We start from the raw sequence: 14,684 nt of genomic DNA, 5'->3' as shown, positions 1-14,684 counted from the left end.
GCCGGGACCCATAGCCACCGAACGCGATTTGGCGAAGATTGGTCATTGCCGTCTTGCGCCACGACTTCTGCTGAGGAGTATGGGTCCCGGCCTTCGCCGGGACGACGTTGGGAGAGGTTGTCACCGGCGTTCCGATAGCGCAGCATCCAGCAATCAAGAAACGGCAGGGATGATTCATGGCGCGCGCGAAGAACGTTCTCTGGATCATGTGCGACCAGCTTCGCTACGACTATCTCGGCTGCACCGGCCATCCCACGCTGAAGACGCCGAACATCGACGCCATGGCGAAGCGCGGCGTGCTGTTCAGCAAGGCCTATGTGCAGTCGCCGATCTGCGGTCCCTCGCGGATGTCGTTCTACACCGGGCGCTACATGCGCTCGCACGGCTCGCACTGGAACGGCTGGCCGTTGCGGGTCGGCGAGCCCACCCTCGGCGATCACCTCAAGAAGCTCGGCGTGCGCAACGTGCTGGTCGGCAAGACCCACATGGCGCCCGATCTCGAAGGCATGAAGGCGCTCGGCATCCCGCCGGAATCGATGATCGGCGTGCACGTCGCCGAATGCGGGTTTGAGCCCTATGAGCGCGACGACGGCCTGCATCCAACGGGACGGCCGCGTCCGAAATACGACGAATATCTGCGCCAGCAGGGTTTTGATGCGCCCAATCCCTGGGAGCATTGGGCCAATTCCGGCGCGGCCGAGGACGGCTCGCTGCAAAACGGCTGGCTGCTCGTGCATGCCGACAAGGCCGCGCGCGTGCCGGATGAGCATTCCGAGACGCCCTACATGACGCGACGCGCCATGGACTTCATCACCGAGGCCGAGACCGACGGCAGGCCATGGTGCCTGCATCTGTCCTACATCAAGCCGCACTGGCCCTACATCGCGCCCGAACCGTACGCCAGCATGTATTCGACATCCGACATGATTCCGGTGATCCGCTCCGAGCGCGAGCGCCAGAATCCGCATCCGGTGTTCGGCGCCTATATGGACATGCGCTACTCCCGCAACATGGCGCGCGACGATGCCCGCGAGAAGGTGATCCCGACCTATATGGGCCTGATCACCCAGATCGACGACCAGATGGGCATGCTGATGAAGTTCCTGGAGGAGCGCGATCTGCTGGACACCACCATGATCGTATTCACCTCCGATCACGGCGATTATCTCGGCGATCACTGGATGGGCGAGAAGGATCTGTTCCACGAGCAGTCGGCGAAGATTCCGCTCATCATCATCGATCCCTCGGCGGAGGCCGACGCCACGCGCGGCACGCGCAACGATGCTCTGGTCGAAGCCATCGATCTCGCGCCGACCTTCGTCGATTATTTCGGCGGCAAGGTGCCGGGCCATATCCTCGAGGGACGCTCGCTGCTGCCGCTGCTGCGCGGCGAGACTCCGCCAGATTGGCGCAAGGTGGCGTTCTCCGAATACGACTATGTCATGCAGGACGTGCGGCTGAAGCTGAACCAGCCGATCGAACGCTGCCGCCTGTTCATGGTGTTCGACGGCCGCTGGAAATATATCCACGCCTCAGGCTTCCGCCCGATGCTGTACGACCTCGAAACCGATCCGGAAGAGTTTGTGGATCGCGGCGACGATCCCGAGTGCGCCAGCATCATCGCGCGGTTGCAGGCGGAATTGTTCGACTGGGCGCTGCATCCCAACGACCACATCACCACGTCGCGCGAGAAGATCGCGGCCTATGCCGACAACCAGCTCCAGGTGAAGGGCGGGATCCTGATCGGGATCTGGGACGAAGCCGAGCTGGCGTCGATCAAGGACGGAATTGAACAGCGCGCGAAGCTGTAGGTGAGCGGAACGACGCTCTCTCGGCTCGCCGTGCCGGGCTCGACCCGGGCATCCACGTCTTGCGTCAAGTGGCGGTGCACGTGGATGGCCGGGACAAGCCCGGCCATGACGGCGTAGAGCGGAAACAGAAACTAATTCTCGATCTTGTATCCCGTCGCCTTCACGATCGGCTGCCAAAAGGCGGTGTTCGCGGCGAGCTCCTTCGTCAGACCTTCCGCGCTGCTGCCGACCGGGATCAGCCCGATTGCGGTGAGTTTTTCTTTCACCTCGGGCTTGGCGAGCGCGGCGCTTGCGGCGGCGCTGAGCTTGCTCGCAAATTCCGGCGAGCTGCCGGCGGGAAGCCACATGCCGTACCAGGCGTCCGCGACGAGATCGATGCCGCTCTCCTTCAGCGTCGGAACCTCGGGCGCGAACGGCGAACGCTCGGCGCTGCTCACCGCGATGATCTTCACGCCCTTGGCGCGATGCTGCGCAAGCGCGTCGGCCAGCGTGGTGATCCCGAACGGAACATGGCCGCCGACGAGGTCGTTGAGGATAGCTGCGCTGCCGCGATAAGCCACGCGGCTCAAGGGAATGCCGAGGTCCTTCTCCAGCTTCGAGCCCATGAAATGCGGAATGGTGCCGCTGCTGGGTACGCCGAACGAGGTCCTGTCCGGATGTGCCTTCAGCCAGGCCACGAACGACTTGAAGTCCACAGCGTCAACCGCCGGGCTGATCACCAGCGCGAATTCAAACCGCGCCAGCAGCGATACCGGGAGGAAATCCTTGGCAGCATCGAAGCTCGGAATCGTCTCCACCATCGGCAGCAGGTACATCGTGGGCCCGGTCGTCACCAGCACCATGCTTCCGTCGGGGCTTCCCCCCTTCACCGCCTTGATGCCGATCAGGCCGTCCCCGCCGGTGCGGTTCTCGACCACGATGGTCCGCTGCAGCGCCGGCGCCATCTCCTGCGCGATCAGCCGGCACAGCGTGTCGCCGCCCGCTCCCGCCGCAAACGGGAAGATGATTTTGGTGAGCCCAGCCTGTGCTCGCGTCGCTCCCACCTGCGCCAGTAGCGGCAGGCCCAGACAACGGGCCATGAATTTGCGGCGGTCCATTGGTTTCCTCCACCGTTTATGGTTGGCAGCATGAGAGCCGGACGGCCGCCCGGGACAACCCGGCGTTCATCCTTTACCATGCCGGCGCCTTGCGCGGGCCATCGTCCTGCTGCAAAAAGCAGGCCTTACCGGCGCCGCTGTTTGCTCCGCCGTTCCATAGCTTGAGCAATCCTCACACGCGCCAGCACGTACACACATGGCCAGTCCCGAACTCAGTCAATTCCGCCGCATCGTCGTCAAGGTCGGCTCCGCGCTGCTGGTCGACTCCGACAGGGGCGAGGTGCGCGCGTCCTGGCTTGCCGCGCTCGCCGACGACATGGCCAAGCTGCATCGCGAGGGGCGTGACGTCCTCGTCGTCTCCTCCGGCTCGATCGCGCTCGGCCGCAGCCGCCTGAAATTGCCGCGCGGCCCGCTGAAGCTGGAGGAGAGCCAGGCGGCCGCCGCCGTCGGTCAGATCGCGCTCGCCCGCATCTGGTCGGAGGTCCTTGGCGCCCACGGCATCGGCGCCGGCCAGATCCTGGTGACGCTGCAGGACACCGAGGAGCGCCGCCGCTATCTCAACGCGCGCTCCACCATCGGCAAGCTGCTGGAGTGGCGCGCGATCCCCGTGATCAACGAGAACGACACCGTCGCCACCAACGAGATCCGCTACGGCGACAATGACCGCCTCGCCGCGCGCGTCGCCACCATGGCGAGCGCGGACCTGCTGGTGCTGCTGTCGGACATCGACGGGCTCTACGACGCCCCGCCGAAGAACAACCCGGACGCCAAGCTCATTCCCGTCGTCGACAGCATCTCCTCGGAGATCGAGGCCGTCGCCGGCGACGCCGAGTCCGAGCTATCGCGCGGCGGCATGCGCACCAAGGTCGAAGCCGCAAAAATCGCGACCACCGGCGGCACGCATATGCTGATCGCCTCGGGCAAGATCGAGCATCCGCTTCAGGCGGTCGCCGATGGCGGCCGCTGCACCTGGTTCCTGACGCCGGCCAATCCCATCACGTCGCGAAAGCGCTGGATTGCGGGCTCGCTGGAGCCGAAGGGCACGCTGACGATCGACGCCGGCGCGGTCGCGGCGCTGCGCGCGGGCGCCAGCCTGCTGCCGGCCGGAGTGGTCAAGGTCGAGGGCCAGTTCGCCCGCGGCGACGCCGTGATCGTGCGCGGCCCCGACACCAGCGAGGTCGGCCGCGGCCTGATCGCCTATGACGCCGACGATGCCGAGCGGATCAAAGGCCGCTCCTCCCCGGATGTCATGGCCATCCTCGGCATCAGCGGGAGGTCCGAGATGATCCACCGCGACGATCTGGTGATGGGCGGGTAACGCTCGGCAGGCGCCCAAACCGTCATGCCCGGGCTTGTCCCGGGCATCCACGTTCTTTCTTGCTGGCGGCAAGGCGTGGATGGCCGGGACAAGCCCGGCCATGACGTCGGAGCTGGGCCAGTGGCCGAGGTGGCACAACACCGGGAGACCTGCCATACCCTGCCGACCCTTCGCAAAAGCGGGATTTCCGTGCTAGGACACTGCCTTAGCAGAAGGTTGAAACTCCCATGGCCGCCCCCCTCAAAGCCGTCGACGGCAATGCCGATCTTCAGGCGCTGATGACCGATCTCGGTACCCGTGCCCGCGCTGCCGCGCGCGTGCTGGCGCTGGCGCCGCCGGAGCAGAAGAACCGAGCGCTCGAGGCCATGGAGCGGGCGATCCGCAACAACGCGGCCGCGATCCTTGCCGCCAATGCCGAGGACGTCACAGAGGCCCGCGCCTCCGGCAACGCCACCTCGTCCTTCATCGACCGCCTAACGCTGACGCCGGCGCGGGTCGAGAGCATGGCCGAGGGCATCGGCATCGTGCGCGGCATTGCCGATCCGGTCGGCATCGTCACCGAGAGCTGGCAACGGCCGAACGGCATGACCATCGAGCGCGTGCGCGTGCCGCTCGGCGTCGTCGGCGTGATCTTCGAGAGCCGGCCGAACGTTGCGGCGGACGCCGGCGTTCTCTGCCTGAAGTCCGGCAATGCCGTGATCCTGCGCGGCGGCTCCGACAGTTTCCGCTCCTGCCGCGCGATCCACGACTGCCTGGTGCAGGGCCTGCGCGAAGCGGGCCTCCCCGAGGCCGCAATCACGCTGGTGCCGACGCGCGACCGCGCGGCGGTAGGCCAGATGCTGTCGGGATTGAACGGCGCCGTCGACGTGATCGTGCCGCGCGGAGGCAAGAGCCTCGTCGCACGCGTCGAACAGGAAGCGCGCGTGCCAGTGTTCGCGCATCTCGAAGGCGTCAACCACGTCTATATCGACGGCAGCGCCGACCTCGCCATGGCGAAATCGATCGTGCTCAACGCCAAGATGCGCCGCACCGGCGTCTGCGGCGCCGCCGAGACGCTGCTGGTCGATCGCGCCGCTGCCGGTAAAAACCTCAAGCCGCTGATCGAGATGCTGATCGAGGCCGGCTGCGAAGTGCGCGGCGACGACGCCGTGCAAAAGACCGATCCGCGAGTCAAACCCGCGAGCGCGGACGATTGGGACACCGAATATCTCGATGCGATCATCGCAGCGAAGGTGGTGGACGGCGTCGACGGCGCGATCGCGCATATCCAGAACCACGGCTCGCATCATACCGATGCGATCGTGAGCGCGGATGAGACCGTTGCGAAAAGATTCCTGAGCGAGGTCGATTCCGCGATCGTGCTGCACAACGCCTCGACGCAGTTCGCCGACGGCGGCGAGTTCGGCTTCGGTGCCGAGATCGGCATCGCCACCGGCAGATTCCATGCCCGCGGCCCGGTAGGCGCCGAGCAGCTGACGAGCTTCAAATATCGCGTTCACGGCACCGGGCAGACGCGGCCGTAGACGACGCAGGGCGCGGGGCATTGAGCAACAATTTCGTCGCGCCACGTTTCTTCGCGCAGGCCATACCGACCCATACCTCTGGCATGCGCATCGGCCTGCTCGGCGGCTCGTTCAATCCGCCGCACCAGGCCCATCGCGCGATCAGCCAGTTCGCGCTGAAACGTCTCCAGCTCGATCGCGTGTGGTGGCTGGTGACGCCAGGCAATCCGCTGAAGGAGAACGGCACGCTGCATGAGCTCGGCGAGCGCATGCAGGCGGCACGCGAAATGGCCGACGATCCCAGGATCGAGGTGAGCTGTCTCGAGTCCGTCATTCGCACGCGCTATACCATCGACACGATCAACACCTTGCGCCGCCGCCTCTCGGGCTTGCGCTTTGTCTGGATCATGGGCGCCGACAATCTCGCTCAATTCCATCGTTGGCAGCACTGGCGGCGCATCGCCGATCAGGTACCGATCGCGGTCATCGACCGCCCGCCGCAGAGTTTTCGCGCGCTCGCCTCTCCCGCCGCCCAGGCGCTCAGGCGCTATCGGATGCCGGAGAATGAGGCGCCATTGCTTGCGGATCGGGCCGCCCCGGCCTGGGTGTTCCTGACCGGAATGAAGCTGAATCTCTCGTCGACCGGCTTACGGAACCCGGACGGAAGCTGGAAAGGTACGAAGTGAGTCAGATTGTGCGAACGCCATGTGGCCTTCGGGCTCTCTGGCATATTGAAACCCTTAACCCCACATGATGTAGTGTAACCAGTGAGCGCCGGATTCGGCGTTCGCGATACAGTGAAAGGAATGGTCCCTGACCACATCTGTATTGTCCAAGACAGCCTCACCCAAGACGGCTTCACCGAAGTCTGTTTTACCCAAGGTTGCCAAGCCGACGCGTAAAACATCGACCAAAGCTGCGGCCTTGAAGGCGCAACCCGACGCCGACAAGACGCTGAGCCTGATCCTCTCCCGCCTCGGGGACATGAAGGCGGAAGAGACGGTCACCATCGACCTTCGCGGCAAATCGGCCTACTCCGACTACATGATCGTCACCACCGGCCGGGCCAACCGGCACGTCGGCGCGATCGCGGAGAACGTCGCCAAAGGCCTCAAGGAAAACGGTATCAAGAACATCCACGTCGAGGGCTTGCCCAATTGCGACTGGGTGCTGATCGATTCCGGCGATGTGATCGTGCACGTGTTCAGACCCGAGGTCCGCGAGTTCTACAGTCTCGAGAGATTGTACACGCAGGGCCCAGGGGCGGCGAAGGCGATCTGAGAGGCTGCTGGCCGATTTCGAATCGGCTGACGCGCATGCTAGCGTCGTGCGCGCGCAGATCGCGCGCGGTCCAGAAAACGCGACCCTGAACATATCATGCGCATAGCCGTCATTGCGGTGGGCCGGCTGAAGCAGGGCCCCGAACGGGAGCTTGCCGAGCGCTATTTCGAGCGGTTCGACGAGGCCGGCCGCAAGCTCGGATTCCGCGAGCTCGCCATCCACGAATTGCCCGAAAGCCGTGCGCGCGATACCGCGACGCGGATGGCCGAAGAGGCGGCGGCGATCTCCGCGCATGTTCCCGAAAAATCGGTCCTGGTGGCGCTGGACGAGCGCGGCCAGAATCTGGATTCGACCGTATTCGCACGGCATCTCGGGCGCTGGCGCGACGAAGGTGCCGGTCATACTATCTTCATGATCGGAGGGGCGGACGGACTTTCGCCCGAATTGCGCCGTAAGGCCAAGCTCGCGATCGCGTTCGGCTCTGCGACCTGGCCGCATCAAATGGTCCGCGTCATGCTTCTGGAACAGCTTTATCGGGCCGCCACCATTCTGGCCGGCCACCCCTATCACCGCGCGTGATCCGCGCCACAACGAGCACCTTTGCTTAAAGCGATGCGAGCGCCAATTCTCAACCTGCTGCTGATCGCCGGCGTTTTGGGCTCAAGTATTTTGGGCGCAAGCCTCGCGCAAGCTCAGACGCCTGCACCGCAGACTGCGGCCGTCGCGCCCGATGCGATCAAGCAGCGCGAGCAGGAGCTCGAAGCCGCGCGCGCCAGCAAGAGGAGCGCTGAGGAAGCGCAGGCCAAGCTCAAGGCCGAGATCACCTCGCTCGGCCAGGACCGCACCCAGCTCAATCAACAGTTGATCGACACCGCTGCCAATGTGCGCACCGTCGAGACCAAGATCGACGAGGCCGAAGTGCGGCTGCGATCGCTGAACGGCCGCGAGCAGGCGATGCGCAGCTCGCTCGATTTACGCCGCGCCGACATCGTCGAGGTGCTGGCGGCCTTGCAGCGCGCCGGAAGGCGGACGCCGCCAGCGCTATTGGTACGGCCCGAGGATGCCCTGCAATCGCTGCGCACGGCGATGCTGCTCGGTGCCGTCGTGCCGGAATTACGCGGTCGTGCCGAGAAGATCGCAAGCGAGCTCGGCGAGCTCGTGGCCCTGCGCAAGACCATCGCGACCGAGCGCGACCAGCTCGCATCCGACCGCGACAAGGTGCGTAACGACCAGACCCGGCTCGCGGCTCTGGTCGACGAGCGGCAGCGCCAGCAGGCGTCGCGCGAAAAGGACCTCGACGCCGAGAATGCGCGCGCCGTCGCGCTCTCACGACAGGTCGGCGATCTCCAGGGGCTGATCGCCAAGATGGAGCAGGATCTGCAAAGTGCCGCCAAGGCAGCCGAGAAGGCGGCCGAGGCGGCCAGGCAGGCCGAGGCCAAGGCGGCTGCAAACTCGGCCGCCAGCGCCAAGACCGGCCCCGGCGCTTTCAAGGACCGCTCCCGGACCACCCCGGCGATGGCCTTCGCCGCAGCCAAGGGTCTCCTGCCTCTTCCGGTTAACGGTAACAAGATCAGGGATTTCGGCGGTTCGGACGGGCTCGGCGGGGTCCAGAAGGGCATTTCGCTGGCGACCAGGCCCGGCTCCCAGGTCACGACGCCGTGTGACGGCTGGGTGGTCTATGCCGGCCCGTTCCGCAGCTATGGACAACTCTTGATCCTCAATGCCGGGGGCGGGTATCATGTGCTGATCGCCGGGATGGAGCGCATTTCGGTCAACATCGGTCAGTTTGTGCTCACGGGGGAGCCTGTCGCGACCATGGGGTCGACTTCTCAAGTCGCCTCCATTCTCGCCACGAACGCGAGTCAACCTGTGCTCTATGTCGAGTTCCGCAAAGACGGCACTCCAATCGATCCAGGCCCATGGTGGGCCGCAAATGAAGGCGAGAAGGTTCGCGGATGATGCGCAAGACTTCAGTTATCCTCCTCAGCGCGGCCACCGGTGCGGCGCTGACGCTGTTCGTGACGCAACCGCGCGCAGTCTTCATGGGCTCCAGTGCGCGAGCCGCCACCGCGGACACCTATCGCCAGCTCAATTTGTTCGGCGACGTCTTCGAACGCGTGCGCTCGGACTATGTCGAGAAGCCCGACGACACCAAGCTGATCGAATCCGCGATCAGCGGCATGCTCACCGGTCTCGATCCGCATTCGAGCTACATGGACGCTAAGAGCTTCCGCGACATGCAGGTGCAGACCCGCGGTGAGTTCGGCGGTCTCGGCATCGAAGTCACGATGGAAGACGGCCTGATCAAGGTGGTCTCGCCGATCGACGACACCCCGGCCTCGCGCGCCGGCGTCATGGCCAACGACATCATCACCAATCTCGACGACGAGGCGGTGCAGGGCCTGACCCTGAACCAGGCGGTCGAGAAGATGCGCGGCCCCGTCAACACCAAGATCAAGCTCAAGATCATCCGCAAGGGCCAGGACAATCCGATCGACGTCACGCTGGTGCGCGACAACATCCGCGTCCGCTCGGTGCGCGCCCGCGTCGAGGCCGACGACATCGCCTATATCCGCATCACCACCTTCAACGAGCAGACCACCGAAGGCCTGAAGCGCGAGGTCGCCAACCTCTCGAATCAGATCGGCGACAAGCTGAAGGGCTACGTCATCGACCTCCGCAACAACCCGGGCGGGCTGCTCGAGGAAGCGGTCACCGTCTCCGACTCCTTCCTGGAGAAGGGCGAGATCGTCTCGACCCGCGGCCGCAATGCCGAGGAGACCCAGCGCCGTACCGCGCATACGGGCGACCTCACCAAGGGCAAGCCGGTCATCGTGCTGGTCAACGGCGGCTCGGCTTCGGCATCGGAGATCGTCGCCGGCGCGCTGCAGGACCACAAGCGCGCGACCATCGTCGGCACGCGCTCGTTCGGCAAGGGCTCGGTGCAGACCATCATTCCGCTCGGAAGCGGCAACGGCGCGCTGCGTCTGACCACGGCGCGCTACTACACGCCGTCGGGCAAGTCGATCCAGGCCAAGGGCATCGTGCCCGACATCGAAGTGCTGCAGGACGTGCCGGACGAGCTGAAGTCGCGCACCGACACCAAGGGCGAAGCTTCGCTGCGCGGCCACCTCAAGAACGACGGCGACGAGAAGACCGGCTCGCAGTCCTACGTTCCGCCGGACGCCAAGGACGACAAGGCGCTCAAGCTCGCCGACGATCTGCTCCACGGCATCAAGAACAGCGCCTCCGCGGCGCCCACCCCGGGCGGCGACAAGGCCACGACCGACAAGCCCAAAGCGGCGAACTAGGTCGGCGCATCACGATCTGACGAAAAAGGGCGGCTCCCGGAGCCGCCCTTTTTGCTGGAACTCCTGCTATCCCCGGCCTATCCCGGCCTGCCGTCGCTTGACCTCGGCGTGGTATCGTCATTGGTGAGTGATTCGGGATCGCGCATGACTGAAACGGCCGATGATCTGAGCGCCCCGCTCGGACGGGACAAGCCGCGCCGGAAACGCCGGCTGCGGCTGCCGTTCACGGCCATGCAACTGCTCGCTGTCCTGCTCGGCCTGTTCCTGGTCAGCTTTGCCGGCTTCGCCATCTTCAACAAGGATCCGCTCGGCGGCGAGCCGATGACGCGACTCGCGATCCGCGAACCCAATGCCGCGGACAAGGCGGGCGCTTCCGGCCACGGCCAGGACAGCAAGCAGGAAACGAAGCACGAGACTAGGGAGGCGCCGAAGCAGGCGGGCGAGCAGAAGACCGTCACCATGATCGACGGTTCCACCGGCACGCGCCACGACGTGGTGATCGGCGGCGATCCCGCCGGCAAGAGCGAGGCGGCCTCGGCCTCCGCACCGCCGCCCGTCATGGCCGGGATCGACCCAAAGCTCCTCGAGAAATCGCGCTATGGTATGATCCCCGCGATTTCCGGCGACCTCAAGCCATTCAACGTCTATGCGGCGGATGCCGACCGCGCCAAGGCCGCCAAGATGCCGGTGGTCGCGATCCTGATCGGCGGCCTCGGCGTCGGCGCCGCCAAGACCACCGATGCCATCATGCGGCTGCCAGCGGCGGTGACGCTGGCCTTCACGCCTTATGGGTCCGATCCAGGAAAACTCGCCGAGCGCGCCCGCGCCCAGCGCCACGAGATCTTCCTCCAGATCCCGATGGAGCCCTATGACTTCCCCGACAACGATCCGGGGCCGCAGACGCTGCTGACGTCGCTCAGTGCCGACCAGAACATGGACCGGCTGTACTGGCATCTGAGCCGGATGCAGGGCTATGCCGGCCTCACCAATTTCATGGGCGCCCGCTTCATCGCAACGGAGCCGGCGATGCAGCCGATCATCCGCGAGGCGGCCAAGCGCGGCCTCGGCTTCTTCGACGACGGCTCCTCGCCGCGCAGCATTGCGCCCCAGGCCGCCGGCAGCCTGGCGATGCCGTTCGGCAAGGGCGATATCGCGATCGACGCGGTGCCGACCCCGGCCGAGATCGATCGCGCCCTGACCAAGCTCGAAGCGGCGGCGCGCGAGCGCGGCGTGGCCGTGGGCACCGCCTCCGCCCTCCCGGTCTCGATCGAGCGCATTGGCGCCTGGACCAAGACATTGGGCGACCGAGGTATCCTTTTGGTGCCATTGACAACCGCGATGCTGAAATCAAAATCCAGCTAAATCAACGGATTGGTACGGCACAGACCCGCGGGGCCTGCTTCAGCCTTACCGACAGCATGCGAGAGGTCTGGCGGAATGGCGCGTTACGAGGATCTGCCCTACCGGACCTGCGTCGGCGTGATGTTGCTCAACAAGGACGGACTGGTGTTCATCGGCCGGCGTGCCGGCGGCATCGAGCATGTCGACGACACCCATGTCTGGCAGATGCCGCAGGGCGGCGTCGATCCCGGCGAGGACAATTGGGAGGCCGCCAAGCGCGAGCTCTATGAGGAGACCAGCGTGCGTTCGGTCGAGCGGCTCGGCGAGGTTCCGGACTGGCTCACTTACGACATTCCCCGCACGGTCGCCGGGCGCACCTGGAAGGGCCGCTACCGCGGCCAGCGCCAGAAATGGTTCGCGGTCCGCTTCACCGGCAAGGACAGCGAGATCAACGTCGAAAAGCCCGGCGGCGGCCACAAGGCCGAGTTCGTGAGCTGGCGCTGGGAGCCGATGAGGAACCTGACTGGGCTGATCGTCCCGTTCAAGCGCCCGGTCTACGAGCGCGTGGTGAAGGAATTTTCCCCGCTGGCGCAGGATTAAGTTCAAGTCGCCGTTCCAGCTTGATGCTAATGCATCGCCTGAAATGACGACGAGAGATCCACGCGTGACCACTGAAAAACCCTACCGTCCCAATGTCGGAATCGCGCTGTTCAACGCCGATGGCCGCGTGCTGATTGGGCACCGCTTCAAGGGCGACGGCCCCGAGATCATCCTTCCGGGCTTGGACTGGCAGATGCCGCAGGGCGGCGTCGACGAGGGCGAGGATTTGCGCGACGCCGCGCTGCGCGAGCTCTGGGAAGAGACCAGCGTCAAGAGCGCAACCTATCTCGGCGAGACCGACTGGCTGACTTACGAATTCCCGCCCTATGACGGGCCGCAGACGCATCGGCTGGCGAAATTCCGCGGCCAGCGCCAGAAGTGGTTCGCGCTGCGCTTCACCGGCAAGGATGACGAGATCGATCCGCTGACGCCGCGCAACGGGCAGCCCGCCGAGTTCGACGCCTGGCGCTGGGAGCGGCTCGACCGCGTCCCCGATGTCGTGGTGCCGTTCCGCCGCCACGTCTACAGCGCCGTGGCGCAGCAGTTTGCGCGGTTCGCAAACTGAAAACGCGAAAACAACCCCATGCACAGTAGAACGGGGTTGAAATCATTAGAGAACTTTTTCCGGAAATTTGCGAAAGCCTAGTTGATTGGTCCCACCGTGAACGGGCCGATCGCGATGACGTGGCAATCGCTGTCGCGCTTGGCGCAGTCGGCGAGCGCGGAATTGACGGCGGACTGCTCGTCGGCGGCCCTCACACCGAGGCCCGGCCGGCCCGCGGTGCCGACCGCGACGGCGTTCCAGCCCATGCCATCGGCGAGCTTGCGCACCACCTCGTCGCGCGCATCGGCGACAATCGAGGCGTTGGACGCCGCGTGGAAGAAGCCGGTGATCCGGAGCAGGGTCGGGATCGGCACGACGAAATTCTCGTCGACCGCAACGACCAGGCAGGCGACGCCGGCGATCGCGCCGCACGATTCCAGCGAACGCCGCGCGGCATCGTCGGCGGATGACGCGCCCATCACCATGAAATATTGACCGCCCGGGCCGAGCGCGACCGCGCGGGATTTCGCGGCAGGCACGAACATGTTCTCGAGCCGGACCTTGGCGGGATCACGCACCATCGGAAAGTCTTTCGAGGCGAAGGTGCGCGCGGTCATGGCATCATGCCGGACGAACGGTTGCGGCGGCATCGGCGGCTTGCCGTGCGTGTAGACGACGTTGTTGCCGACCGCATAGAGCTCGCAGCGCCGCGGCGACTGCGCGGCATCGGCGCGCTTCTGACACTGATCGAGTGCGGCGTTGCGCGCGGCTTCCTCGTTCGGCTGATTCAACGACGCGCCGGTGAAGCCGCCGACATTGAGCGCGAACGCCTTGTAGTCGCCGGCAGCGGAATAGTCGCCAGCCAGGTAGTTGCGGATGCGCTCGTTGATGAAGGGGACGCTGTCGGCGGGAAACTTGCCGGCCATCGGCGAAGCCGATGGTGCCGGCATGGGCATCGGCGCTTTCGCCGCCATGGTGGCTGATGGGCTTGGCGCTGTTGATGCAACCACGCTGGGCGCAGGGCTCGATACGGGGCTTGGCACGGTCGCTGCGATCGCCGGCGCCCTCGTGGTCTCGAGCTTGGTGAAATAGAGGAAGCCGCCGACGCCGATGGCGACGATGGAGACGACACCGACCACCAGCGGCCACATCCAGTTCGGCGCGGGCGCGGCCTTCGTCACCTTCTTGATCTGCGGCGTCGCGTAGCTGCCGTCCCCGCGTCGCATCGCGACCATATAGGCGTGCACCGGCGTCGGGATGTTCTTGACCTCCTGCGCGCCGATATCGGCGAACTGCACCGACAGCTTGTTGGCGACCTGCTCGTGCACCGCGCGGGAAACGCAGATGCCGCCGACCTCGGCGAGGCCCTCGAGCCGGGCGGCGATATTGACACCGTCACCGAGCAGATCGCCGTCGCGCTCGACCACGTCGCCGATGGTGATGCCGATGCGAAACGACATCTGCCGGCTTGGCGGATAGGCCATGTTGCGGGTCCGCAGGGATTCCTGGATGTCGATCGCGCAGCGCACCGCATCGACCGCGCTTGGAAATTCCGCGAGCACGGCGTCGCCCGCGGTGTTGAAGATGCGTCCGCCCGCCCTGGCAATGAAATCGTCGACGACCTCGCGATAGGAGGCGAGACGCCGCAGCGTCTCCTCTTCGTCTTCCGCGACCAGTCGTGAATAGCCGGCAATATCGGCTGCGAAAATCGCTGCGATCTTGCGTTTCATCTGCGGCCGGCCCCCGGAACAAAGTTCGCGGGCGCAGAATGGCGCTATCGGCGGCGCGGTGCAACAAAGTTTCAGCGCCCGCCACTTCCGTGACGAGCGCTGAACTTATTCAGGAATTTGTAGCTTGAGCCCCGGCGCAGTGCACCGGG

Annotated in this window: 13 protein-coding genes; 11 read left to right on the top strand and 2 right to left on the bottom strand. The window is 65.5% G+C overall.

Annotation, left to right across the window (positions count from 1 at the left end; genetic code table 11):
* Window positions 1–176: 176 nt before the first annotated feature.
* Window positions 177–1,811, top strand: a complete 1,635-nt coding sequence (locus N551_RS0107500) for an alkaline phosphatase family protein (protein WP_027566427.1) — start codon at window positions 177–179, stop codon at window positions 1,809–1,811.
* Window positions 1,812–1,942: 131 nt separating this feature from the next.
* On the opposite strand, the gene N551_RS0107495 is transcribed toward N551_RS0107500, so the two are convergent.
* Entirely contained in the window at window positions 1,943–2,908 is a 966-nt protein-coding gene (locus tag N551_RS0107495; protein ID WP_027566426.1) for a Bug family tripartite tricarboxylate transporter substrate binding protein, read from the bottom strand.
* Between the two features lie 196 nt (window positions 2,909–3,104).
* Here N551_RS0107495 and proB point away from each other — a divergent pair, with 196 nt between their 5' ends.
* The 10 genes from proB (at window position 3,105) to N551_RS0107445 (ending at window position 12,826) form a co-directional block, all read left to right on the top strand.
* Window positions 3,105–4,226, top strand: coding sequence for a glutamate 5-kinase (gene proB, locus N551_RS0107490; RefSeq protein WP_027566425.1), 1,122 nt, complete (start codon window positions 3,105–3,107; stop codon window positions 4,224–4,226).
* Window positions 4,227–4,453: 227 nt separating this feature from the next.
* A complete protein-coding gene (locus N551_RS0107485; RefSeq protein ID WP_027566424.1) occupies window positions 4,454–5,749 on the top strand; it encodes a glutamate-5-semialdehyde dehydrogenase in 1,296 nt (431 codons plus the stop codon).
* A 20-nt stretch (window positions 5,750–5,769) separates the two neighbouring features.
* Window positions 5,770–6,414, top strand: a complete 645-nt coding sequence (locus tag N551_RS0107480; RefSeq protein ID WP_027566423.1) for a nicotinate-nucleotide adenylyltransferase — start codon at window positions 5,770–5,772, stop codon at window positions 6,412–6,414.
* A gap of 238 nt (window positions 6,415–6,652) precedes the next feature.
* A complete protein-coding gene (gene rsfS, locus N551_RS0107475; protein ID WP_027566422.1) occupies window positions 6,653–7,009 on the top strand; it encodes a ribosome silencing factor in 357 nt (118 codons plus the stop codon).
* A 96-nt stretch (window positions 7,010–7,105) separates the two neighbouring features.
* Window positions 7,106–7,588 carry a 23S rRNA (pseudouridine(1915)-N(3))-methyltransferase RlmH gene (gene rlmH, locus N551_RS0107470; protein ID WP_027566421.1) on the top strand — a complete coding sequence of 161 codons (483 nt, stop codon included), beginning with the start codon at window positions 7,106–7,108 and terminating at the stop codon, window positions 7,586–7,588.
* 33 nt (window positions 7,589–7,621) lie between these two features.
* Window positions 7,622–8,968, top strand: coding sequence for a murein hydrolase activator EnvC (locus N551_RS0107465; protein WP_027566420.1), 1,347 nt, complete (start codon window positions 7,622–7,624; stop codon window positions 8,966–8,968).
* Window positions 8,965–10,320: a S41 family peptidase gene (locus N551_RS0107460; protein WP_018459850.1), complete on the top strand. Its 1,356-nt coding sequence runs from the start codon at window positions 8,965–8,967 to the stop codon at window positions 10,318–10,320. The genes N551_RS0107465 and N551_RS0107460 overlap by 4 nt, the downstream gene beginning before the upstream one ends.
* Window positions 10,321–10,464: 144 nt before the next feature.
* On the top strand, window positions 10,465–11,682 hold the full coding sequence (locus N551_RS0107455) for a divergent polysaccharide deacetylase family protein (RefSeq protein ID WP_027566419.1): 1,218 nt from the start codon (window positions 10,465–10,467) through the stop codon (window positions 11,680–11,682).
* Window positions 11,683–11,757: 75 nt separating this feature from the next.
* Window positions 11,758–12,261 carry an RNA pyrophosphohydrolase gene (locus tag N551_RS0107450; RefSeq protein ID WP_027566418.1) on the top strand — a complete coding sequence of 168 codons (504 nt, stop codon included), beginning with the start codon at window positions 11,758–11,760 and terminating at the stop codon, window positions 12,259–12,261.
* A 64-nt stretch (window positions 12,262–12,325) separates the two neighbouring features.
* Window positions 12,326–12,826: an RNA pyrophosphohydrolase gene (locus tag N551_RS0107445; protein WP_027566417.1), complete on the top strand. Its 501-nt coding sequence runs from the start codon at window positions 12,326–12,328 to the stop codon at window positions 12,824–12,826.
* A gap of 77 nt (window positions 12,827–12,903) precedes the next feature.
* Here N551_RS0107445 and N551_RS0107440 read toward each other — a convergent pair whose 3' ends face one another.
* Window positions 12,904–14,535, bottom strand: coding sequence for an adenylate/guanylate cyclase domain-containing protein (locus N551_RS0107440; protein WP_027566416.1), 1,632 nt, complete (start codon window positions 14,533–14,535; stop codon window positions 12,904–12,906).
* Between the last annotated feature and the right edge of the window lie 149 nt (window positions 14,536–14,684).

Source organism: Bradyrhizobium sp. URHA0013 (assembly GCF_000518345.1).
Classification (GTDB): Bacteria; Pseudomonadota; Alphaproteobacteria; order Rhizobiales; family Xanthobacteraceae; genus Bradyrhizobium.
This window is presented reverse-complemented; position numbering and strand designations above follow the sequence as displayed.

What these genes read in the sequence shown, in the direction of transcription:
- N551_RS0107465 (WP_027566420.1), top strand. Translation starts at nt 7,622, where the DNA reads ATGCGAGCGCCAATTCTCAACCTGCTGCTGATCGCCGGCGTTTTGGGC.
- N551_RS0107460 (WP_018459850.1), top strand. Translation starts at nt 8,965, where the DNA reads ATGATGCGCAAGACTTCAGTTATCCTCCTCAGCGCGGCCACCGGTGCG.
- N551_RS0107500 (WP_027566427.1), top strand. Translation starts at nt 177, where the DNA reads ATGGCGCGCGCGAAGAACGTTCTCTGGATCATGTGCGACCAGCTTCGC.
- rlmH (WP_027566421.1), top strand. Translation starts at nt 7,106, where the DNA reads ATGCGCATAGCCGTCATTGCGGTGGGCCGGCTGAAGCAGGGCCCCGAA.
- N551_RS0107485 (WP_027566424.1), top strand. Translation starts at nt 4,454, where the DNA reads ATGGCCGCCCCCCTCAAAGCCGTCGACGGCAATGCCGATCTTCAGGCG.
- proB (WP_027566425.1), top strand. Translation starts at nt 3,105, where the DNA reads ATGGCCAGTCCCGAACTCAGTCAATTCCGCCGCATCGTCGTCAAGGTC.
- N551_RS0107440 (WP_027566416.1), bottom strand. Translation starts at nt 14,535, where the DNA reads ATGAAACGCAAGATCGCAGCGATTTTCGCAGCCGATATTGCCGGCTAT.
- N551_RS0107450 (WP_027566418.1), top strand. Translation starts at nt 11,758, where the DNA reads ATGGCGCGTTACGAGGATCTGCCCTACCGGACCTGCGTCGGCGTGATG.
- N551_RS0107455 (WP_027566419.1), top strand. Translation starts at nt 10,465, where the DNA reads ATGACTGAAACGGCCGATGATCTGAGCGCCCCGCTCGGACGGGACAAG.
- N551_RS0107495 (WP_027566426.1), bottom strand. Translation starts at nt 2,908, where the DNA reads ATGGACCGCCGCAAATTCATGGCCCGTTGTCTGGGCCTGCCGCTACTG.